Source organism: Aeribacillus composti (assembly GCF_007827555.1).
Taxonomy (GTDB): Bacteria; Bacillota; Bacilli; order Bacillales; family Aeribacillaceae; genus Aeribacillus; species Aeribacillus composti.
Genome location: NZ_VISS01000002.1, coordinates 43,447 through 66,759 on the forward strand (window position 1 = coordinate 43,447; position 23,313 = coordinate 66,759).

The window sequence follows — 23,313 nt, forward strand, 5'->3', positions numbered from 1 at the left end:
AGGAGGTTATTTTTTTGAGAGGCCAGTGGGCATATGTCGCGATTTCCGCATTGTTGGCGATTGTTTCCGCTACCTCTTTTCCTTCCCTTCTTCCTTTTTTCATTTTTGCTGCACTTCTTTTTTTCTTATGGCTTCAACATAAAAGGAAATTAGCTTTCATCGTTTCTTGCTCGTTTTTGTTCATGCTTCCATATTTTCATTGGTATGATCAACAAAATAAAACAAATTATCACGAAGGCATGTTATCAGCAAAAGGAAAGGTAATCTCCTCTCCTGAAATCGACGGGGATCTGATGACATTTGCGGTCGAGACGAATCAGGGAGAAAAGCTGACGGCCCGTTATACATTGAAAACAAAACAAGAGATGAAAAATACAAATAATATACGGCCAGGTGATATATGCAATTTTTCAGGAAAGCTTGAAAAACCGAAAAATAACACAAATGAAAATGCGTTTAATTATAAGCGCTATTTGTATTTTCAGCAAATTCACTGGCTGTATAAGCTCGACAAAATCGGGCATTGTACATATAAGCCGTCATGGAAAGATCATTTGGAAAATTACCGGCAAAAAATGATTGAATGGATTCATCATAAATTTCCAGAAAAAACAGCCGGCTTCGTCCTTGCTTTGACGGTAGGCTATCAGAACAATATTCCAGAAGAAGATCTTGCCGCTTATCGAAAGCTAGGGATTGTTCATATTCTTTCGATTTCAGGTCTTCACGTAAGCATATTAATCGCCTCACTTTACTTCTTCCTTTTGCGGCTGGGCATTTCAAAAGAACAAACCATTATGATTTTGATTTGCTTCCTCCCCTTTTATGCATTGTTAACAGGAGGAGCTCCGCCTGTCGTCCGCGCCTCTCTTATGGCAGCACTGATCATGGGAGGAACACTTTTTAAACAAAATATGCCCCTTTCTGATTCAATCTCATTCAGCTTTCTTCTCATGACATTTCTTGACCCGTATGAAGTTTTTCATCTTGGATTTCAGCTTTCTTACGCAGTCACATTTTCACTAATTTTATCAAGACAAATCTTCCAAAAATGCAGGAATTCATTGCAATTGTTGGCAGCAGTTTCATTTGTTGCCCAAACTGCTTCACTGCCGATTATATGCTACTATTTTTATCAATTTTCTCTATTGAGCTTTATCATGAATATTATGTTTGTGCCGCTATACACGTTCTTTTTGCTGCCGCTTACCATGATCACCCTCATTTTAACCGTAATTTCTTCTTCCATCGGTTCAATATTTGTTTCCCTTCTTCACACTTCTTTTACTTTGTCGTCCAAAACAGCATTATTTTTCAGTAATTTGCCTTTTTTCATGATAACAACTGGAAAACCGACTGTTTATTTATTTTTGCTGCAATGCGTCATTTTTATTGCTGTTTTCTTTCAAATGGAGCATAAGCCGATGAAAAAATGGGGAAAACCGATATTGTGCAGCAGCTTGCTCACTGCATTGCTTTTGATAGCAGGAAAAATGACCATGCCGGGAGAAGTAACAGTTCTTGATGTCGGACAAGGAGACAGCATTTTTATTAGAGAGCCCGGCTTAGGTAACAGTTATTTAATTGATACAGGAGGAATGGCTGTATTTGAAAAAGAAAGCTGGCAGATGCGAAAAAAACCGTTTTCCATCGCATTGGACGTCCTGATCCCTTATTTTCAGTCGAAAGGGGTAGAGGAAATTGAAATTTTGTTTTTAACTCATGGAGACTATGACCATATCGGCGAGTCATTAACCTTAATCAAACAATTTCGAGTAAACAAATTGGTTATTCCAAAATATTTTTCCAGAGAAGAGCTTGAAAAGCAAATAGTAAAAGAAGCGAAAAATCGAGGAATTGAAATATTTGAATTAGAAGCAGGAGATCGGATCACAGGCAGAACAGCTTTCCACGTTCTCTCTCCTTTCACAAAATCGGATTCTAAAAATAATGATTCTCTCGTCCTAATGGCAAAAATAGGCGGGTTGCGCTGGCTGTTTACCGGTGATCTTGAAGAAAGCGGAGAGCGGCACATGATTAAACAATATCCAAAAATGACTGCGGATGTGGTCAAAATCGGGCATCATGGAAGCAGAACTTCGACTAGCGATATATTTTTACAAACAATTGATCCGAAGATCGGGGTCATTTCAGCAGGAAGAAACAATCGTTTCGGACATCCTCATCAAGAAGTATTGAATCGATTAAAAAAACAAAACGTATCCATTTTTCGTACAGATCAAATGGGTGCTGTCCAATACAAATATCGAAAGTCTCAAGGAACCTTTTTATTCTACCCGCCATACGATACATTAACAAAATAGGGCAGTTTTGACAGCTTGAAAATGGAGAGATGATTGGACGGCTGGGTCCGGATTGTACAAGGAGCAAAAAGAAAGAGACTGCCGTTTGCAGCCTCTCTCTTTACGAGCCGATCAATTTAATCGCTGTTGCAATGATAAACAATGTGGCAAAAAAGCCAAAAGAAACAATAAAACCGACGGCAGAATCAACAGCATCATTACGTTTGCTTACATTTTGTTCAAATTCGTTCATCTATACCCCTCCTCATCGTCATAAGTAGTATAAGCGATTTCAGCAAAAAAATCTACATTCTTAAAAATGATTCATGTTAACGATTAACAACTATATTCTTTTTCGAAAGGGAGAATATATGAATGGGTAATCGTTTTTTTGTAAGTGTCCCGGGGCTTACAAAAAACGTTCATATAAATCGGAGGATTGGCTTCGCTGCCAATTCTCCATTATGTTGAAGTGTTGCGAAAAAATTTTTTTCCATATATGATGAATGAAGCACACTTCATTTTTTAGGGGAATCTTAAGATGATTGTCGATTTATGGAATTCATTTAAAAAGAAACAATTTCAGTCTCTTTATTTATTTTATGGAAAAGAATCATTTTTATTAAATGAAACAATTCGCAAATTGTTAACCGAGGCAATTAGTGAAGACGAACGGGAATTTAATTATTCCGTCTATGATATGGAAGAAACAAATATAGAAACGGCTGTTGAAGATGGGGAAACGATGCCGTTTTTAGGTGAACGCAGGATGGTTGTTGTGAAAAATCCTTATTTTTTGACGAGCGAAAAGAAAAAAGAAAAAGTGGAGCATAATCTTAAAAAACTTGAACAATATGTAGAAAATCCTGCCCCGTTTACTGTTTTTGTCTTTTTGCTTCCACATGAAAAAATTGATGAAAGAAAAAAGCTGACAAAACAAATAAAGAAAGCGGCAACAGTAGTTGAAATGAATTCCTTTTCAGAAGAGGAAACAGTCAAATGGATAAAGGAAAAAGCGGAAGCAGAAAATGTGGCGATGGAAAAAGAAGCGATCGATGAGCTTATGGAAAAAACATCTGGCAACTTAATGATCATAGATAAAGAGATGGAAAAATTATGTGCATATGTTGGAAGCGGAAATAAGTTGACTGCAGAAATGGTCAAGCAGCTCGTTGCACGCTCGCTTGAACAAAATGTTTTTGATTTAATTGATGCCGTCGTCAAAAAGAAAACAGAAGAAGCCTTTAAAATTTTTTATGATTTGTTAAAAATAAACGAAGAACCGATTAAAATTTTAAGCCTCCTTACACAACAATTCCGTCTATTATATCAAGTGAAGCAGCTTTCGAAATCCGGTTACGGACAGGATCGGATGGCGTCATCCTTAAAGGTTCATCCGTTTCGCATTAAGCTGGCTTTAAAACAGGAGAAGCAGTTTTCTGCCAGTGAATTGCAGAGCATCATAAAAGCTCTTGCGGAGACAGATTTTGAAATAAAAACAGGAAAAAAAGATAGACAATTAGCGTTAGAGTTTTTGCTGCTGAAGCTGTTTCAGCAAGAAAAAAAGCAATCAACAAGCGGGATAAAAGCTTGATGATTGCTTTTATTTTTATGCTGATAAGCTGTTTAATTTTTTAGCTAAGCGTGATTTGAAACGAGCGGCTGCATTTTTATGAATGATTCCTTTGGAAGCAGCTTTATCAATTTTTTTCGCAGCTACTTTAAACGCTTCTTTTGCTTGTTCAACATCTTTATTTACAACGTACGCTTCAAACTTTTTAATTGCTGTACGCATAGCCGATTTCATTGATGTATTGCGGGCACGGCGTGTTTCATTTGTTTTCATTCGTTTAATAGCGGATTTAATGTTAGCCATTGTTTCACCTCCTACTGACTATATAAAATCAAAGCTGCCGCATTCTTTTTTGGATATAGAACAAAAGTTATTCTATCAAACGGTTTTTTCTTTTGCAATACTAATGTAAATGAAATTCCCCCTTTGAAGCTAAGAAATGGGATGAAATGAAATGACTTTGGAAAAAATAGATAAAAATGAACTTGGGGTGACAATGATGAACAACGCGCTTGATTTAAGCAAATATTCAATCAGAACGGATTTGGCGCTTGAAGCGAGAGATTTGGCTCTTGAAAAAAAGAAAGAAATGGAAGGGGTCATCGTTCAAGAAGAAGAGGAAGACGGTATGAAAATTGTCCATATGGACATTACGGATAAAGGTGCTGAGACAATCGGCAAAAAGAAAGGCAAATATTTAACGCTGGAAGTGCAGGGAATCCGCAATAAAGATACCGAACTGCAGGAAAAAGTAATCAAAATGTTTGCAAAGCATTTCAGTTCTTTTTTGGAACAGCTGCAAATTTCTAAAGATGCAAGCTGCTTAGTGGTCGGTCTTGGCAATTGGAATGTCACTCCAGATGCTTTAGGCCCTTTAACATGTGAAAATTTATTGGTCACAAGACATTTGTTTCAGCTTGAACCAGAAAACGTCAAAGAAGGCTATCGACCTGTCAGCGCCCTTGCACCAGGAGTGATGGGGCTAACGGGAATTGAAACATCTGATATTATAACGGGAGTTGTAAAACAATCAAAACCTGACTTCATTATTGCCGTTGATGCATTAGCTGCAAGATCAATAGAGCGTGTAAACAGCACAATACAAATTGCCGATTCCGGCATCCATCCTGGATCCGGCGTAGGAAACAAAAGAAAAGAATTGAGTGTGGACACGATAGGCGTTCCGGTTATATCAATCGGAATTCCGACAGTAGTTGATGCTGTAACGATAACTAGTGATACGATTGATTTTATATTAAAGCATCTCGGCAGAGAAATGCGGGAAGGAAATCGCCCAAAAAATGCGTTGGCTCCGTCTTGGTTTAGCTTTGCTGAAAAAAAGAAGCTGACGGATGAAGATTTGCCTGAGGAAAAAGAGAGAAAGCAGTTTTTAGGGATAATCGGTACCCTGGAAGAAAATGAAAAGAGAATGCTGATTCATGAAGTGCTGAGTCCACTTGGACATAATTTAATGGTAACACCAAAAGAAGTAGATATGTTTATTGAAGATATGGCGAATGTGCTTGCGAGCGGTTTAAACATGGCGCTCCATTCCGCGGTGAATGAGGAAAATACCGGGGCTTACACACATTAAAAACAAAGTAAAAGTTCTATTCCTCCCAGTGCTGTCATACATATTTTGTAGACAAGCCTTGGAGGAGGATTTTCATGAAGCATCGCAGAATGGTCGTAACAGTTGATAGGACAAGCTTAAAAAAAATCATCTTAGCGGGATTTTTTTTAATCATTTTTATGTTTTTCATTACAGGGCTTTTGACGTCGATTAAGATTGAATATCGTCCCGCCTCTAGTTCTATTCATGAAATCACGGGAAATATAAACGGCAGAATGTTTCTTCATTTATTAAACTTTGAAAACCATTATTTTTCTCAAGGATTAGAAGAAAGTAAACCGGATTTTTCAGTTTCTTCCGTCCTTTTTCAATTAACGACAAGCATAAATCCTGATGATCCGCGCAGCTTGCTCGGACGGGAGCTTCCAGGGTTTACTTTGTTCGATGGCGACATCATTGTGGCTGGAGAAGGGACGAATTATACGAACATGCCGATTGAATCCGCTCCCCCGACAGAAGTGCTTTTAGAGGAAAGGGAAGCTTCGATTGACAAGCTTGAAGATGTGGAAGGCGAGGAAAAGCCAAAACAGTCTCCTAACTTAACAACAAATGGAAAAAAAGTCGTATTTATTTATCATACTCACACGACCGAATCTTATTATCCTTTATTAAATGGGGCAAAATCTCCTTTTCATTCAAAGGCGAATGTCACATTAGTCGGAGAAAAGTTTGGACAGGAGCTTGAAGAAAGAGGAATAGGAGCGGTTGTGGACAAAACGAATTTTCAAACTGTATTAAATGAGAAAAAATGGAAATATTACAAATCATATGATGCATCAAGACCTGTTGTTCAAGAAGCATTGGCATCGAATCGAGATCTTCAATACATTTTCGACATCCACCGTGATTCACAAAAAAGGGATAAAACAACCATTACGATTAATGGAAAGAGTTATGCCAAAATTGCATTTGTGATTGGTGGGAATAATCCAAATGCTGATAAAAATAAAAAAATTGCACAAAATTTGCACAAATTGTTTGAAAAGAAATATCCGGGCTTAAGCCGTGGTGTGTTTTCCAAAAAAGGCGAAGGAGTTAACGGCGTTTACAATCAAGACTTATCAGAGAATTCGCTGCTGATTGAATTCGGGGGAGTTGATAATAACATGGAAGAACTCAGCAGAACTGTCGAAGCTGTTGCAAACATATTTAGCGAATATTATTGGCAGGCAGAAAAGGTGAGCGGGAGCGTTCAGAACGAGTGACGGCTTGAAAGGAGGAATGTTTGATGGCGAAGTTTATGGCCAAAAGTCTGCTTCTAACCTTCATTATGTTTTTAGGAGTAATAATTGGCATACAGCAAGCGAGCCATGGCATTCAACAAATGAGAGGCTATGAGACGGAAGAGACAGTCGAAGCCGTTCAACTAAAGCAAAAGGACGACGGAAAACTGGAAGCCACGATTTTGGGAAATCAAGTGACAAGCCACGATTTACAAAAAAAGCAGGAGCAGCTTGAAAAAATAGAGGCATTCAATTTCTTCTCTCAAATTGGAAAATCGCTTGCGAATCTAGTGCAAAAAGGAACATCAGCGATCATTGAAGGAATATTGGAGCTGATTGAAGCATACACCTAAACAAATTTAAAAGAAAGACTTGAAGCAATCCGCAGGTCTAGTCTATTTCAAAACAGGGTTCAGACAGTCATTCTGATCCCTGTTTTGCGTATTCAATCACAGAATAAATTTTCATTGAATCTCCAATTTTCTACTGATATAATCAAAGCTAGTGTAGTTGGCTAGTAGGAGTGGTGACAAAAATATGAAAAGGGAAGAAAAATTAGAACGCCAGAAGAGAATTCGCAATTTTTCCATCATTGCTCATATAGATCACGGGAAATCAACACTAGCTGACCGGATTCTGGAAAAAACAGCTGCTGTTACCCAAAGGGAAATGAAAGAGCAGCTGCTCGATTCGATGGATCTTGAACGCGAAAGAGGTATAACAATTAAACTGAATGCGGTTCAGTTATCATATAAAGCGAAAGACGGGAATGAATATATTTTTCATTTAATTGATACCCCTGGACATGTTGATTTTACGTATGAGGTTTCGAGAAGCTTGGCTGCCTGTGAAGGCGCCATTTTAGTTGTGGATGCGGCGCAAGGGATCGAAGCGCAAACGCTGGCGAACGTCTATTTAGCGATTGACAACGACTTAGAAATTTTGCCTGTTATTAATAAGATTGACTTGCCGAGCGCTGAGCCTGAACGAGTGCGACAAGAAATTGAAGACGTGATTGGGCTTGATGCTTCTGAGGCTGTGTTGGCATCAGCAAAAGCAGGAATCGGCATCGAAGAAATTTTAGAACAAATTGTTCAAAAAGTCCCAGCTCCGCAAGGTGACCCAGACGCACCGCTCAAAGCGCTTATATTTGATTCTCTGTATGATGCATACCGTGGAGTTGTTGCTTATATACGCATTTTTGATGGTACGGTAAAAGTCGGAGACCGTATAAAAATGATGGCGACGGGGAAAGAATTTGAAGTAACGGAAGTCGGTGTTTTCAAGCCAAAAGCGCATCCTGTACAGGAGCTCACGGTTGGCGACGTCGGTTATTTAACGGCTTCCATTAAAAATGTTAGTGACACACGAGTTGGTGATACGATCACTAGCGCTGTCAATCCGGCTGCCGAGCCTCTGCCGGGGTACCGAAAATTAAATCCGATGGTCTTTTGCGGGATGTATCCAATAGATACGGCAAAATACAACGATTTACGTGATGCTCTTGAAAAATTGCAGCTGAATGACTCCGCATTGCAATTTGAACCTGAAACATCGCAAGCGCTGGGCTTTGGATTTCGCTGCGGCTTTTTAGGTCTGCTGCATATGGAAATCATCCAAGAGAGAATTGAAAGGGAATTTCATATTGATTTAATTACGACGGCGCCTAGCGTTATTTATCATGTTTATTTAACAGACGGCAGCATGGTTCAAGTTGATAACCCTTCGAACATGCCGGATCCGCAAAAAATTGACCGAATAGAAGAGCCTTATGTGAAAGCCGGGATTATGGCTCCAAACGACTATGTTGGTGCGGTGATGGAGCTTTGCCAAGGAAAACGCGGCCAATTCATAGATATGCAATATTTGGATGAAACGAGAGTCAATATTGTTTATGAAATCCCCCTTTCGGAAATCGTTTATGATTTTTTTGATCAGTTGAAATCAAGCACAAAAGGGTATGCTTCGTTTGACTACGAACTCATTGGCTACAAACCTTCAAAACTTGTGAAAATGGATATTCTTTTAAACGGGGAGAAAATCGATGCTTTATCCTTCATTGTTCATCGTGACAGCGCCTATGAACGCGGCAAAGCTATCGTTGAAAAATTAAAAGAGCTTATTCCAAGGCAGCAATTTGAAGTTCCTGTTCAGGCTGCAATTGGAAACAAGGTCATCGCACGTTCAACGATTAAAGCTTTACGTAAAAATGTGTTGTCAAAATGTTACGGTGGAGATGTGTCGCGTAAACGGAAGCTTCTTGAAAAACAAAAAGAAGGAAAAAAACGAATGAAACAAGTCGGCTCTGTCGAAGTGCCGCAAGAAGCCTTCATGGCTGTGCTGAAAATGGATGAAAACCAAAAATGATGTTGACGAGTGCCGCAGCCATTGCTGCGGCATTAGCGCTTTGGAAAGGCAGGAGAATGAAAAATGGCTGAAGCCGCGTATATTCATATCCCGTTTTGCGAACAAATATGCCACTACTGTGATTTCAATAAATTTTTTTTACAAAACCAGCCTGTTGATGACTATTTGCAAGCACTGCGTTTGGAAATGATAAAGGCAATGGAGGATCAAGTATTAAATGAAGAATTAAAAACGATATTTATCGGCGGCGGTACGCCTACTTCCCTGTCAGCCAAACAGCTCGATCATTTAATGGAGAGCATACATCAAACTTTGCCGATGCAATCCGTAGTTGAATTTACAGTTGAATGCAATCCAGATCAATTAACGATGGAAAAGCTGTCTGTATTGAAAAACGCCGGAGTCAATCGCCTATCCATCGGAGTGCAAGCCTTTCAAGATTCATTGCTGAAAAAAATTGGAAGGACTCATAATAAAGAAACAGTATTTCAAGCAGTTGAACGGGCAAGATCGCTAGGCTTTGAAAATATTAGCATAGATCTTATGTACGGTCTTCCCGGCCAAATGATAGAAGAATGGAAAGAAACTCTTTCCGTTGCATTTTCATTAGAGGTCCAGCATATGTCTGCTTATTCGCTAATCGTAGAACCGAAAACGGTGTTTTATAATTTAATGCGAAAAGGAAAGCTTTTGCTTCCTTCTCAAGAGGAAGAGGCGTTTATGTATGAGACCGTTATGAATGAAATGGAACGGCACGGATACCATCAGTATGAATTAAGCAATTTCGCACGCAAAGGCTTTGAAAGCAAACATAATTTAACGTATTGGCATAATAACCATTACTATGGATTTGGAGCTGGAGCACACAGCTATTTGGACGGGATCCGGCGGGAAAACGCTCGACCGCTGAAAAAATATATTGAAATGATTTATAAAAATAATGGAACGGCTTTTGTTTCGGAGAATATGCTGACAAAAGAAGAAATGATGGAGGAAGAAATGTTTCTTGGATTGCGGACGATCAGAGGGGTTTCCAAAAAACGGTTCCAAGATAAATACGGATTAGATGTTGGGGAAGTATTTGGCCCGCAAATTGAAGAACAATTAAGAAAAGGTCTTTTATCTGAAAGTGCATCACATCTTTTTTTAACAAGAAAAGGAATGCTTTTAGGCAATGAAGTATTTCAAGCATTTCTCGCAGTTAGTTAATTGACAATTCTTCTTTCATTTGATAACTTTATCATAGAATTAGCACTCGAGTAATATGAGTGCTAACAGAGGTGATGTTCCTTGCTGACAGATCGTCAATTATTAATTTTGCAAATTATAATTGATGATTTTATTCAATATGCTCAGCCGGTTGGCTCCCGTTCTTTATCGAAAAAGGAATCGATTACGTTCAGCTCGGCTACAATCCGAAATGAAATGGCGGACTTGGAAGAATTAGGATTGATTGAAAAGACCCATACGTCATCAGGCAGAGTGCCGTCCGAAAAAGGGTATAGATACTATGTCGACCATTTATTGTCACCAAAAAAATTAACGAAAAAAGAAATTATGGCGATAAGATCCATTTTCGCCGAGAAAATATATGAATTAGAAACGCTTGTTCAAAAATCAGCTCAAATTTTATCTGAGCTTACAAGCTATACAGCGATTGTTTTAGGTCCGAAAGTTTCGGAGAACCGACTCAAACGTTTGCAAATCGTTCCAATTAACGAAGATAAGGCGGTTGCCATATTTGTAACTAACACAGGCCATGTTGAGAATAAAATGATTACTTTTCCCGAAAAAATAGACATGAGCGAACTGGAAAAAATCGTAAATATTTTAAATGAAAAGCTTGCCGGCGTGCCTCTAAGCGAATTAAAGGATAAAATATACAAGGAAATTGCAAACATTTTACGGAAGCATATTAGAAATTATGATATTTTATTAAAATTGATTACTGGCACGCTGAATGTAGGTCACGAAAAAATATATTTCGGAGGAAAAACGAATATTTTGAGCCAGCCGGAGTTCCGCGATGTCTCTCAAATTCAAACATTTTTAGATTTCATAGAACAAGAAGATGAACTGTATGATTTGCTAAAGACAAACCCGTCAGGCATTACGGTGAAAATTGGCACGGAAAATAAAATATCTGCTATGGAAAACTGCAGCTTAATTACTGCCACCTATTCAATTGGCGAGAAGCAAATCGGCACAGTCGCGGTGCTTGGCCCGAAACGAATGGATTATTCAAGGGTCATCAGCCTTTTAAAATTTTTCTCGAAAGATTTATCACAAGTTTTAACAAAGCTATATCAAGGATAGGATGGGGGAATTCTCCATCCCTTTTCCTTTGCACTTTAAGGGAGGTGAAATGATGGCAAACGATCAGACTGAAAAAGAACAAACAATCCAAGAAGAAGTTGAATACAATAACGAGAAAGCCGAAAACGAGAAAGAAGAAATGCCTGATCAAGAAGAATTGCGCCAAGAGGGCAGCCAAGAGGAAAATGGTGAAGACCAATCTTCTTCAAATGCTGAAGAGGAATTGGTGAAAGCGAATGAAAAGATCGCTGAGCTTGAGGCAAAGCTGGAGGAAATGGAAAATCGCATGCTTAGAGCTCAGGCCGATTTTGAAAATTTTCGCCGGCGCAGCAGGCTTGATATGGAAGCACAGCAAAAATATCGTGCGCAAAGTTTAATATCAGATCTTTTGCCTGCAATTGATAATTTTGAACGGGCGTTGAAAATTGAGGCAGAGGATGAAAAAACAAAATCCGTTTTGCAGGGCATGGAAATGGTTTACCGTCAGATCCTTCAAGCACTTGAAAATGAAGGAGTTGAAGTGATCGAAGCGGTTGGGAAACCGTTTGATCCGCACCTTCATCAAGCGGTAATGCAAGTGAAAGACGAAAATTTCGAATCCAATGTTGTTGTGGAAGAGCTGCAAAAAGGCTACAAACTGAAAGACCGGGTTATTCGACCATCTATGGTAAAGGTTAATGAGTAATTACATATGATAATTAGCAGGAGGTTGTGATATATGGGTAAAATCATCGGTATTGACTTAGGAACAACGAACTCTTGTGTAGCGGTTCTGGAGGGCGGCGAACCGAAAGTGATTCCAAACCCAGAAGGAAACCGGACGACACCGTCGGTTGTTGCATTTAAAAACGGCGAGCGTCAAGTAGGTGAAATTGCAAAACGCCAAGCGATCACGAATCCAAATACAATTATTTCTATTAAACGCCACATGGGAACTGACTACAAAGTGGAGATTGACGGAAAAAAATATACGCCGCAGGAAATTTCTGCTATTATTTTGCAGCATTTAAAATCGTATGCAGAAGATTATTTAGGGGAAAAAGTAGAAAAAGCTGTCATTACTGTTCCTGCCTATTTTAACGATGCTCAGCGCCAAGCAACAAAAGATGCAGGAAGAATAGCCGGTCTTGAAGTTGAACGGATTATCAATGAGCCGACTGCAGCTGCTTTAGCTTACGGTCTTGACAAAATGGATGAAGATCAAACCATTTTAGTTTATGACTTGGGCGGCGGTACATTTGATGTGTCCATTCTTGAACTTGGGGACGGTGTTTTTGAAGTAAGAGCAACAGCGGGCGACAACCATCTCGGCGGTGATGACTTTGACCAAGTCATTATTGACTATTTAGTAGATCAATTTAAAAAAGAAAATGGCATTGATCTTTCCAAAGACAAAATGGCTCTGCAAAGATTGAAGGATGCTGCGGAAAAGGCGAAAAAAGACTTATCAGGCGTAACATCAACACAAATTTCTTTGCCGTTTATTACTGCAGGTGAACAAGGACCGCTTCATCTGGAAGTGACATTAACGCGGGCAAAATTTGAAGAATTGTCTGCGCATCTTGTAGAAAAAACTATGGGTCCTGTTCGCCAAGCATTGAGCGACGCTGGTTTAACGAAAAACGATATCGATAAAGTAATTTTAGTCGGAGGCTCCACTCGGATTCCTGCTGTTCAAGAAGCGATTAAAAAGGAAATTGGCAAAGAGCCTCATAAAGGCGTTAACCCGGACGAAGTCGTTGCGTTAGGTGCTGCAATTCAAGGCGGTGTCATCACAGGTGATGTGAAGGACGTTGTGCTCCTAGACGTTACTCCATTATCGCTTGGAATTGAAACGATGGGCGGAGTGTTTACAAAACTGATTGAACGGAACACTACGATCCCAACGAGCAAGTCGCAAATCTTTTCAACTGCTGCTGACAACCAAACTGCGGTCGATATTCACGTTCTGCAAGGGGAACGTCCGATGGCTGCTGACAATAAAACATTAGGACGCTTCCAATTAACAGATATCCCGCCTGCGCCGCGAGGAGTGCCGCAAATCGAGGTAACGTTTGATATCGACAAAAACGGAATTGTGAACGTAAGTGCTAAGGATTTAGGAACTGGAAAAGAACAAAAAATTACAATTAAATCATCCACGGGATTATCCGAAGAAGAAATTGAGCGCATGATTAAGGAAGCGGAAGAAAACGCTGAAGCTGACAAAAAACGAAAAGAACAGGCAGAATTGAGAAATGAAGCTGACCAGCTTGTCTTTACGACAGAAAAAACATTAAAAGAGCTGCAAGGAAAAGTTGACGAAGCAGAAGTGAAAAAAGCAAACGAAATAAAAGACGCATTAAAAGAAGCGATTGATAAAAATGATTTCGATCAAATAAAAGCGAAAAAAGAAGAACTTCAAGAAATCGTTCAAAACCTTTCTGTAAAACTTTATGAGGAAGCGGCTAAACAAGCACAGACAAATAATCAACAAAATAATTCTGAAAACAAAAATAAAAATGACGATGATGTCATTGACGCTGAATATAAAGAAGTAGATGACAAATAAAATGTTTTAATCTGAAAATGGATAAGTCAAAGTCAGGCATGTCTTGACTTTGACTTTTTTCAGTAAAGGCGGTTAACAGTTGCTTTCTTCCGTTTGTCAATGTTAAAATTTACTCTATGTGAGAAATCGGGAGTGTGAATATATGGCGAAGCGTGATTACTATGAGGTGCTTGGAGTTAGTAAGAACGCAACAAAAGAGGAGATTAAAAAAGCCTATCGCAAGCTGTCCAAAAAATATCATCCGGATATTAACAAAGACCCAGACGCGCCCGAAAAATTCAAAGAAGTAAAAGAAGCGTATGAAGTGTTAAGCGACGACACAAAAAGAGCCCAATATGACCGCTACGGTCATGCAGGTGCTACTCAAGGCTTCGGCGGCTTTAACGGTGAAGAATTTGAAGCGGATTTCGGGGGATTTGGATTTGATGACTTATTCAGTTCGATCTTTGGCGGAGGAAGAAGAAGAGATCCGAATGCTCCTCGAGCAGGTGCAGATATTCAATATACGATGACGATTTCATTTGAAGAAGCTGCGTTCGGAAAGGAAACGACAATTGAAATTCCTAGCGAAGAAACATGTGATACTTGCCACGGTTCAGGAGCGAAACCTGGTACTACTCCGGAAACTTGTCCGCATTGCGGAGGTTCGGGTCAAATCAGCTCAGAGCAGCGAACAGCTTTTGGTGTTTTTGTGAATCGGCGCGTTTGTTATCAATGTAACGGAACAGGTAAATTTATCAGACATCGCTGTACAACTTGTGGCGGCAGCGGAAAAGTGAAGAAACGCAGAAAAATCCAAGTAAAAATTCCAGCTGGTGTAGATGACGGTCAGCAGCTCCGCATACAAGGGAAAGGAGAGCCGGGAATTAACGGCGGTCCATCAGGTGATTTATATATTGTTTTCCACGTACAGGAACACGAATTTTTCGTCCGCGATGGTGATGACATCTATTGTGAAATGCCGCTGACATTCGCACAAGCTGCGCTTGGAGATGAGATTGAAGTTCCTACTTTATACGGTAAAGTGAAATTAAAAATACCTGCAGGCACGCAGACAGGCCGAAAATTCAGACTGTCTGGAAAAGGGATCAAAAATGTTCACGGCCATGGCATAGGAGATCAATATGTAACTGTTCGCGTCGTTACACCAACTAACCTTACGGAAAAACAAAAAGAATTGCTGCGGGAATTTGCGGCTATCAGCGGGAATCAACCTGATGTACAGGAAGAAAGTTTTTTTGATAAAGTGAAGCGGGCGTTTAAAGGAGATTAAAGGATTGGGGTTACTAAAATGAAGTGGTCAGAGATTAGCATCCATACAACGGAAGAAGCTGTTGAACCTATCTCTAATATTTTACATGAAGCGGGTGCTGGTGGAGTAGTTATTGAAGATCCGTATGATCTTATAAAAGAAAGAGAAGATCAATATGGAGAAATATATCAGCTTGATCCTGAAGACTATCCTGATGAAGGTGTCATCATTAAAGCGTACCTTCCTGTGAATAGCTTTTTAGGCGAGACGGTGGAAGGGATAAAAGAACGGATAAATAACCTGCTGTTGTATGATATTGATTTGGGGCGGAACCATATTACAATTAGTGAAGTTAATGAGGAAGAATGGGCTACCGCTTGGAAGAAATATTACCGTCCTGTGAAGGTTTCAAAAAAATTTACGATTGTCCCCACATGGGAGCTGTATGAACCTGCTCACACCGATGAACTGATCATTGAATTGGATCCTGGTATGGCGTTTGGAACTGGAACCCATCCAACAACAGTTCTCTGCATACAAGCACTTGAAAAAAAGGTGCAAAAGGGAAATATTGTAATTGATGTCGGTACAGGGTCAGGCGTATTGAGCATCGCGAGTGCTTTGCTGGGGGCCGATAAAGTCATCGCACTTGATTTGGATCCAGTTGCAGTGGACAGCGCGCGATTAAATGTTAAATTGAATAAAGTGCAGCATCTTGTTCAAGTCAAGCAAAACAATTTGTTGGACGATATCGATGTTAAAGCGAACGTAATTGTTGCAAACATATTAGCTGAAGTCATATTGCGATTTGTTCGTGATGCGCATGAGCGTTTAGAAAACGGCGGTTATTTTATTACTTCCGGAATTATTCAAAACAAAAAACACGAAGTGGAGCAAGCTTTAATCGAAGCTGGTTTTACGATTGAAGAGACGATGACGATGGAAGATTGGGTCGCCTTTATCGCAAAAAAATAGAGGGATTGAAGATGCAGCGTTATTTTATTCATTATGCAAAAAAAGAATTAACTGATATTATTGACATCACCGGGGAAGATGTCCACCACATTTCCCGGGTGATGCGGATGAAACAGAATGATCAAATTATATGTGTAACAAAGGATGGATATTCAGCCCTTTGCCAAATTGTTCAAATATCTGCCGATAAAGTATGCTGTTCCATTTTAGAGTGGATCGAGAACAATTCCGAGCTTCCGGTAAAAGTGATATTAGCGAATGGGCTGCCTAAAGGGGATAAATTGGAGCTCGTCATTCAAAAAGGGACGGAGCTTGGTGCTTCCAAGTTTATCCCTTTTAATGCTGCTCGTTCAATTGTAAAATTAAATGAAGGTAAAATAAATAAAAAATTAGAGCGGTGGAATAAAATTGCGAAAGAAGCTGCGGAACAGTCACATCGGACCATAATTCCTGAGGTGACGAAGCCAGCTTCATTAAAGGATGTCATTTCTTATGCTGCATCAGCCGATGTAAAAATTGTCGCTTATGAAGAGCATGCAAAAAAAGGTGAAACGAGCAATTTATTTCGTGCTTTAAATTCTTTGCAGCGGGGAGGATCATTATTCGCTGTTTTTGGACCAGAAGGAGGTTTTACAGCCGAGGAGATTAAGCAGTTATCCAATAACGGCTTTCTTTTATGCGGGCTAGGTCCGAGAATATTGCGGGCGGAAACGGCTCCTCTTTATTTATTATCTGCAGTATCCTATCATTTTGAACTGTCGAGGTGAAAAACATGCCGACTGTTGCTTTTCATACATTAGGATGTAAGGTAAATCATTATGAAACAGAAGCTATTTGGCAGCTATTTAAAGAAGCGGGATATGAGCGCCGGGATTTTGAAGCGATTGCGGATGTATATGTCATTAACACTTGTACGGTGACGAATACAGGTGATAAAAAAAGCCGCCAAGTAATACGGAGAGCGATCCGCAAAAACCCTGACAGTGTTATTTGCGTTACAGGTTGTTATGCGCAAACGGCACCCGCAGAAGTCATGGCCATTCCTGGGGTTGATATCGTTGTCGGTACACAAGATCGAAAAAAAATGCTCGATTATATTGAGCAGTTTAAGAAGGAGCGCCAGCCGATCAACGGTGTGACAAACATTATGAAAGCTCGGGTATTCGAGGAGATGGACGTACCTTCCTTTACAGACCGGACGCGGGCGTCTTTAAAAATACAAGAAGGCTGCAATAATTTTTGCACGTTTTGTATTATTCCTTGGGCACGCGGTCTTATGCGGAGCCGGGATCCAAAAGAAGTGATTAAACAGGCTCAAAAGCTGGTGGATGCTGGATACAAAGAAATTGTTTTAACCGGCATCCATACAGGAGGATATGGGGAAGATTTAAAAGATTATAATTTTGCGCAGCTTCTTCGCGATATTGATTCTGAAGTGAAAGGATTAAAGCGGCTTAGAATTTCTTCAATTGAAGCGAGCCAAATAACTGATGAAGTAATTGAAGTGCTGAAAACGTCCGATAAAATTGTCCGCCATTTGCATATACCGCTTCAATCAGGATCAAACAGTGTCTTAAAGCGGATGCGCCGTAAATATACGACGGAATTTTATGCTGAGCGTCTGAAACGGCTGCGGGAAGCTTTGCCTGGGCTTGCGGTAACTTCTGATGTGATTGTAGGTTTCCCGGGTGAAACGGAAGAAGAATTTATGGAAACATACAACTTTGTTAAAGAACACCGTTATTCTGAGCTTCATGTTTTCCCTTATTCGAAGCGGACAGGAACACCAGCTGCCCGAATGGAAAATCAAGTTGACGAAGACATAAAAAACGAACGCGTACACCGGCTGATCGCATTAAGCGATCAACTAGCAAAAGAATATGCCTCAAAATTTGAGGGACAAGTACTGGAGGTTATTCCAGAAGAACCTTATAAAGAAGCTCCAGACAGCGGCAAATATGAAGGATATACGGACAATTATTTAAAAGTTGTTTTTCCGGCGACGAAAGAGATGGTTGGGAAAATTGTGAAGGTGAAATTAACTAAGGCTGGCTATCCATATAATGAAGGACAAGTAGTCCGTATAGTCGATGAAGACTATTTACAGAAGTCTTCTTAATCTAGCTTTTTCTTGTGTAAAACAGACTTTGTTGTAAGCTGTACCACTTTTTATGAAGGGAGCCTTCTCATGAAAAGGGAAATTGCGAAGTATATTGACCATACTGTTTTAAAGCCGGATGTCACGCAGGCAGATATTGAAAAGCTTTGTTTTGAGGCGAAGGAGTACGGATTTGCATCTGTCTGTGTTAACCCCGTATGGGTGGAAACAGCAGCTAATTTGCTGCAAAAATCAGATGTGAAAGTTTGCTCAGTGATTGGTTTTCCACTTGGAGCAACAACTACTGAAGTAAAGGCATATGAAACGACAGAGTTGGTTCAAAAAGGTGCAGCGGAATTAGATATGGTGATAAACATCAGCGCATTAAAGGATCAGCGTTATCATGCCGTTGAAGAAGATATTCGTGCTGTCGTTGAAGCGGCAAACGGAAAAGCTTTGATAAAGGTGATTATTGAAACATGTCTATTAAATGTTGATGAGAAAAGAAAAGCGTGTGAGCTAGCTGTAAAAGCCGGAGCAGATTTTGTCAAAACATCGACAGGATTTTCTACCGGTGGTGCAACAGTTGACGATGTGAAGCTTATGCGTGCAGTAGTAGGTCCGAAATTCGGCGTGAAAGCATCTGGCGGAATCCGCGATTATAAAACTGCGATCATGATGATAGAAGCCGGTGCGACAAGAATTGGTACTAGTTCTGGAGTGGCGATTATAAAAGGAAGTGAACGTTAATCTATTATAATCACAGAATTGCTGGATTTTTTACATTTAGTTTAAAAAAGTTTTCCCGCAGTTTGTTGCGGGATTATTTTTTTATCCATGCTGAAATAGTTTTTGTCCACCATAATACAAAATTTGCATATTGATTCGCAAACGGGAGAATGATTAAAGAAGTTATCAAGTTAAAAATCAGGCTAAAGTGAGCGATTTGGAAATCTGGTTCATTTGTTAACAATTTTAAATTATTTGCGAAAAAAGGAATAAGCGGAACGAACAGGATCACTCCAAACACATTCAGCCAAAGATGGGCAAAAGCAGTATATTTCGCTTCTTGTTTAGAGCCGATCGAGGCCAATAAAGCTGTAATGCAGGTGCCGATATTTGCGCCGAGAACAAAAGCTAATCCTGTTTCTAATGGCAGCAGCTGTTCGTTCATAAAGCTCATGACAATTCCGATTAATGCAGTTGATGATTGAATAATTCCGGTGAAGACCGCGCTTATTCCGACAGAAAAAAGCAAATGGTCACTCGATTTGGCAAGCAGATCAGACATAACCTGCAGGTCAGACAAAAGAAAAGCAGCTTTTTCAAACCCGTTCAAAGCTAAAAATATACACGATATGCCGAAGCATGAACAGCCTAATGAAAATAAAATTCTATTTTTAAAAAGCATGAGAAGAAGAGAAATTGCAAACATCATCCCTAAATAGTCATCTATTTCAACGGCTAGAAATTCGGTCGTAAAGGTCGTCCCGACATTGGAACCTAAAATAATTCCAATTGCATCTTTAAACTTTAACAAACCAGCGGAAACAAAACTAACTGTAATCACCATCACTAGAGAACTGCTATGAACAAGAGCTGTTGCAATCATGCCGGTTAGAAAGGATTTGATTGGGGCATTCGTGCAGTTGTACAGCCATTTCTCCAGCTGCCTATGGGACATTTGCTGAAATCCGTATTTCATCATTGCCATTCCGCAAAAAAATAAAAGGAAACAAGAAAAAAATAATAACAGCAATTGCATTCCCATGAAAACCACCTCATCAACAGTCTATGGACAAGGTGTCACAATAAGACCTTATGAACGAGTAATTTTTTTTCAATCGAACTAGTTATATTTTTTCAGACAGCCTGTTTGGCGGCTTTCAAACGATCTTGAATCATTACCTTATATACATAATGAATTTGGAAATTCTTCCATACAAAAGCTGATATGAAACAGTCTTGTAAACCTGTCCGGTAAAAAAAGTCATAAGGAATAGGAAAGATGTTTTGAACATTGACCAAATAAATCGATTATATTATACTAACTTAGTAAATGTTCTTTTTGATAAGGAACATGAACTGGCTTTGTTCGGAGGGAGGGAAAAAGGATGTCTAAAACGATCGTACGTAAAAACGAATCGCTTGAGGATGCTCTTCGCCGCTTCAGACGCCAAGTATCAAAAACTGGTACTTTGCAGGAATATAGAAAGCGCGAATTTTATGAGAAGCCTAGCGTAAGACGCAAGAAAAAATCTGAAGCTGCAAGAAAGCGTAAATATTAAAAGAGGGTGTATATTGATTATGGGTCTTCTTGAGCGTTTAAATCAAGATATGAAGCAAGCGATGAAAAATAAAGAGAAAGATCGCCTTTCAGTCATTCGCATGGTAAAAGCATCCTTGCAAAATGAAGCGATTAAACTCGGAAAAAGTGAGTTGACTGAAGAAGAGGAATTAACGGTACTTTCTCGAGAATTAAAGCAACGTAAAGACTCCCTCCAAGAATTTGAAAATGCAGGTCGTTCAGATTTAGTTGAAAAAGTGAAAGCTGAAATTGCAGTAATAACTGAATATATGCCTGAGCAATTATCTGAAGAGGAATTAATACAAATTATTAAAACAACAATTTCGGAAGTGAACGCAACGTCCAAATCCGATATGGGGAAAGTAATGGGAGCCGTTATGCCAAAAGTAAAAGGAAAAGCAGATGGCTCGCTTGTCAATAAATTGGTTCAGGATTTGCTTTCATAATTCGAGTAAAAAGCTTGCCGCTTTCTATGTGCGGCAAGCTTTTAAGTTTTTGCAGCGGATTCATCCTATGGACTGCGGCAGTCGATTAATGAATGTAGCTGCCTTGCAATTCATCAATAGTGGTTTAGTTGTTGATAGCAAGCTTGTCGGCGAAAGAATATAACTGCTATGCAAATGTCCGCAAAAAATTGAGCAGAGGGCAACAATTCGGAAAGATCGCTGATCTCAATGAAGATTATCGGGAAAATACGGCGGCAATAAAGGAAAACCATCACACGTCTATCTGGCTGTGAGAACAGGGAAAAACGACAGCACTATTTGCTCTGAAAGGGAAAAGATTTATTTCGGAGTTAACCCAAATATTTTCATTGAAACCTCAACGGGATCAACATGACGGAGCGTATAAGCGGCGCCTGAGCTGTTCATACGCTCTTTTTTGATGAAGCGAAAACCGTTCTATCCATATAGTTTGAGCAGTTTTTCTTTTGACATCATTAAATATTTCGGCGGCCGCTTCAAGCTATCGAAACGATATTGAATGATTAAATACATAGGGGTAAATGTCAAAAGCTTATACCATTTATAAAATGGATTTTGAATGGAAAACGTTTCAAAGCCCAGCCGTTCAGAGCCTTTATTTAAAATAGTTATTCCAATAATCCCTTTCACATTATGAAATTGTGAATGATTCCGCAAGTATTGAACGATATTTGGCAGCCCTTTTTCTGTTTTAGAGTAAATGTATCTTCCTTTTTGAATTTCGCTCTTAAAACGATTCAGTTCCTTCATTAAATAGACGTTATGAAGATGTATTTTTAACAGAAGATCATTTTTTTTAATTTTTGTACCGTCTGAAAGAATTATTTCCCTTCCTTTATATTTTGTCAATCGAACCCGGAAAATGTCACGATTATTCTCCTTGTCCCTCACATACTCAAGCCGCGAACAAAGGTAATAAATGGGATCCAATAGGCACCAAAACTTAAAAAAACAATATCTCAACCTTCCCATTTGCAACACCTTTCACTTTTTTTCTTACAGTTTATTTTTTAGCATACGAATTGTTTTTATTTATAAAAAATTTTTTTCGAATAGGCATGCGAAATTAAGAAAAAACTTTTAAAGAACTCCATCAATAACAATGGTGAGCGATATGAAAAAAATTTTATATCTTCCTTTTTTGACCATACCTTCAGGCCATCATCAAACAGCTGATGCCCTAATGGAAGGGTTGTTACGGCTTGATCCTGACATTCATTGCGAAAAAATGGATCTTTTGTCATCGAAATTTGGAAAAATAGAAAGGCTGATATCTTCCTTTTATTTGCAATGGATTGGCCGTTTTCCTAAATCATACAGCCATATGTACCACAGGTCAGTGCTCGCGGAACAAAAGAGCGCCAAAAGGTTTTTCCATTATGAGGCACTTTTTCTCCGGCATTTAAAAAAGATCATTGATGAATTGAATCCGAAAATGATTGTTTGTACTCATGCTCTTCCTTCCTACTTGCTTGCCAGGCTGAAAGCCTCTTCTCAAATCAACATCCCTGTTATCAATGTATACACAGATTTTTTTATTCATCATCTTTGGGGAAAAAGAGAAATTGACTATCATTTTGTCGGTCACTCATATATGAAAGATTATTTGCTCGAAAAAGGTATAAAAAAAGAACAGATTTTTGTTACAGGGATTCCTATTCACCCAAATTTTACAAAAAGGAAAGATGAACATGTACATAGCATGCGTTTTTATCGAGGATTAATTTCGGGAGGAAGTTCAGGCGTCGGTTCAATAGAGAAGATAACGGAAAAAATCAGCCGCGATGATGATATCCATTATATGGTGTTATGCGGAAAAAACAGAAAGCTTTATGATCGATTAATAAAACAAAACCATCCACGAATTACTCCTTTGCCTTACATCTCTTCAAGAGAACAAATGAACGATCTGTACAATCGCGTCGATTTTATCATGACAAAGCCCGGGGGTGTGACAATCAGCGAATGTTTATACAAAAAAATTCCTATATTTGTATACCACACTCTTCCAGGACAGGAAGAAATAAATTTGGAGAAATTAACGAAATTCGGGATGGTGTTTGATTTTCGAAATTGGCAAGAGGAAACAAATATTTCGGCCTCCATTATTCGAGCGCTGCAATCTAAGCAGCTATCAAAATTTTTATCGAAAGTGGATGAATATCATAAAAGTTTAGCTCCGATTGAACCAGCGGGATTGATCAAACGTTTAATGAATGAATAGCTCCT

General features: G+C 39.2%; 22 protein-coding genes. 18 read left to right on the forward strand and 4 right to left on the reverse strand.

The features are described from left to right. Positions 1–14: 14 nt before the first annotated feature. Positions 15–2,324 carry a DNA internalization-related competence protein ComEC/Rec2 gene (locus tag FB379_RS01265; protein WP_158640148.1) on the forward strand — a complete coding sequence of 770 codons (2,310 nt, stop codon included), beginning with the start codon at positions 15–17 and terminating at the stop codon, positions 2,322–2,324. Positions 2,325–2,424: 100 nt separating this feature from the next. On the opposite strand, the gene FB379_RS01270 is transcribed toward FB379_RS01265, so the two are convergent. Beyond that, the gene (locus FB379_RS01270; protein WP_065095531.1) at positions 2,425–2,556 is read right to left on the reverse strand and encodes a YqzM family protein; all 132 of its coding nucleotides are present in this window, start codon (positions 2,554–2,556) and stop codon (positions 2,425–2,427) included. Between the two features lie 288 nt (positions 2,557–2,844). Between FB379_RS01270 and holA the strand changes: the two genes are divergently transcribed. Continuing rightward, a complete protein-coding gene (gene holA, locus FB379_RS01275) occupies positions 2,845–3,897 on the forward strand; it encodes a DNA polymerase III subunit delta (protein ID WP_063388017.1) in 1,053 nt (350 codons plus the stop codon). A 15-nt stretch (positions 3,898–3,912) separates the two neighbouring features. On the opposite strand, the gene rpsT is transcribed toward holA, so the two are convergent. Next, on the reverse strand, positions 3,913–4,179 hold the full coding sequence (rpsT, locus tag FB379_RS01280; protein ID WP_063388018.1) for a 30S ribosomal protein S20: 267 nt from the start codon (positions 4,177–4,179) through the stop codon (positions 3,913–3,915). Positions 4,180–4,375: 196 nt separating this feature from the next. Between rpsT and gpr the strand changes: the two genes are divergently transcribed. The 13 genes from gpr to deoC all read left to right on the forward strand — a co-directional run bounded on the left by gpr (position 4,376) and on the right by deoC (position 19,041). Next, entirely contained in the window at positions 4,376–5,470 is a 1,095-nt protein-coding gene (gpr, locus tag FB379_RS01285) for a GPR endopeptidase (RefSeq protein ID WP_063388171.1), read from the forward strand. Positions 5,471–5,544: 74 nt separating this feature from the next. After that, complete coding sequence (gene spoIIP, locus FB379_RS01290) at positions 5,545–6,714, forward strand: stage II sporulation protein P (protein ID WP_063388019.1); 1,170 nt, start codon at positions 5,545–5,547, stop codon at positions 6,712–6,714. Positions 6,715–6,737: 23 nt separating this feature from the next. Continuing rightward, positions 6,738–7,085 carry a DUF3679 domain-containing protein gene (locus FB379_RS01295; protein WP_063388020.1) on the forward strand — a complete coding sequence of 116 codons (348 nt, stop codon included), beginning with the start codon at positions 6,738–6,740 and terminating at the stop codon, positions 7,083–7,085. A gap of 184 nt (positions 7,086–7,269) precedes the next feature. Continuing rightward, positions 7,270–9,099 carry a translation elongation factor 4 gene (lepA, locus tag FB379_RS01300; RefSeq protein WP_144596749.1) on the forward strand — a complete coding sequence of 610 codons (1,830 nt, stop codon included), beginning with the start codon at positions 7,270–7,272 and terminating at the stop codon, positions 9,097–9,099. 63 nt (positions 9,100–9,162) lie between these two features. Continuing rightward, positions 9,163–10,308: a radical SAM family heme chaperone HemW gene (gene hemW, locus FB379_RS01305; RefSeq protein WP_144596751.1), complete on the forward strand. Its 1,146-nt coding sequence runs from the start codon at positions 9,163–9,165 to the stop codon at positions 10,306–10,308. An 81-nt stretch (positions 10,309–10,389) separates the two neighbouring features. Continuing rightward, a complete protein-coding gene (hrcA, locus tag FB379_RS01310; RefSeq protein ID WP_063388023.1) occupies positions 10,390–11,415 on the forward strand; it encodes a heat-inducible transcriptional repressor HrcA in 1,026 nt (341 codons plus the stop codon). 52 nt (positions 11,416–11,467) lie between these two features. Further along, positions 11,468–12,100 (forward strand): nucleotide exchange factor GrpE, encoded by a 633-nt coding sequence (gene grpE, locus FB379_RS01315; RefSeq protein ID WP_277874773.1) that lies wholly within the window; start codon positions 11,468–11,470, stop codon positions 12,098–12,100. 33 nt (positions 12,101–12,133) lie between these two features. Continuing rightward, a complete protein-coding gene (gene dnaK / locus FB379_RS01320; RefSeq protein ID WP_063388025.1) occupies positions 12,134–13,966 on the forward strand; it encodes a molecular chaperone DnaK in 1,833 nt (610 codons plus the stop codon). Positions 13,967–14,108: 142 nt separating this feature from the next. Continuing rightward, complete coding sequence (dnaJ, locus tag FB379_RS01325; RefSeq protein ID WP_063388026.1) at positions 14,109–15,239, forward strand: molecular chaperone DnaJ; 1,131 nt, start codon at positions 14,109–14,111, stop codon at positions 15,237–15,239. 18 nt (positions 15,240–15,257) lie between these two features. Continuing rightward, on the forward strand, positions 15,258–16,193 hold the full coding sequence (prmA, locus tag FB379_RS01330) for a 50S ribosomal protein L11 methyltransferase (RefSeq protein WP_063388027.1): 936 nt from the start codon (positions 15,258–15,260) through the stop codon (positions 16,191–16,193). Positions 16,194–16,204: 11 nt separating this feature from the next. Continuing rightward, positions 16,205–16,960, forward strand: coding sequence for a 16S rRNA (uracil(1498)-N(3))-methyltransferase (locus FB379_RS01335; protein ID WP_144596755.1), 756 nt, complete (start codon positions 16,205–16,207; stop codon positions 16,958–16,960). Between the two features lie 5 nt (positions 16,961–16,965). Next, positions 16,966–18,312, forward strand: a complete 1,347-nt coding sequence (mtaB, locus tag FB379_RS01340; protein WP_066250569.1) for a tRNA (N(6)-L-threonylcarbamoyladenosine(37)-C(2))-methylthiotransferase MtaB — start codon at positions 16,966–16,968, stop codon at positions 18,310–18,312. Positions 18,313–18,381: 69 nt separating this feature from the next. Then, on the forward strand, positions 18,382–19,041 hold the full coding sequence (deoC, locus tag FB379_RS01345; protein WP_144596757.1) for a deoxyribose-phosphate aldolase: 660 nt from the start codon (positions 18,382–18,384) through the stop codon (positions 19,039–19,041). Positions 19,042–19,114: 73 nt separating this feature from the next. Here deoC and FB379_RS01350 read toward each other — a convergent pair whose 3' ends face one another. Beyond that, positions 19,115–20,062, reverse strand: a complete 948-nt coding sequence (locus FB379_RS01350) for a Na/Pi symporter (protein WP_144596759.1) — start codon at positions 20,060–20,062, stop codon at positions 19,115–19,117. Between the two features lie 343 nt (positions 20,063–20,405). Here FB379_RS01350 and rpsU point away from each other — a divergent pair, with 343 nt between their 5' ends. Beyond that, positions 20,406–20,579 (forward strand): 30S ribosomal protein S21, encoded by a 174-nt coding sequence (gene rpsU / locus FB379_RS01355; RefSeq protein ID WP_063388032.1) that lies wholly within the window; start codon positions 20,406–20,408, stop codon positions 20,577–20,579. A gap of 19 nt (positions 20,580–20,598) precedes the next feature. After that, positions 20,599–21,045 (forward strand): GatB/YqeY domain-containing protein, encoded by a 447-nt coding sequence (locus tag FB379_RS01360; RefSeq protein ID WP_063388172.1) that lies wholly within the window; start codon positions 20,599–20,601, stop codon positions 21,043–21,045. A 456-nt stretch (positions 21,046–21,501) separates the two neighbouring features. On the opposite strand, the gene FB379_RS01365 is transcribed toward FB379_RS01360, so the two are convergent. Then, positions 21,502–22,056, reverse strand: a complete 555-nt coding sequence (locus FB379_RS01365) for a YkoP family protein (RefSeq protein ID WP_063388033.1) — start codon at positions 22,054–22,056, stop codon at positions 21,502–21,504. A 142-nt stretch (positions 22,057–22,198) separates the two neighbouring features. Between FB379_RS01365 and FB379_RS01370 the strand changes: the two genes are divergently transcribed. Continuing rightward, complete coding sequence (locus FB379_RS01370; protein ID WP_144596761.1) at positions 22,199–23,308, forward strand: MGDG synthase family glycosyltransferase; 1,110 nt, start codon at positions 22,199–22,201, stop codon at positions 23,306–23,308. Positions 23,309–23,313: the final 5 nt, after the last annotated feature.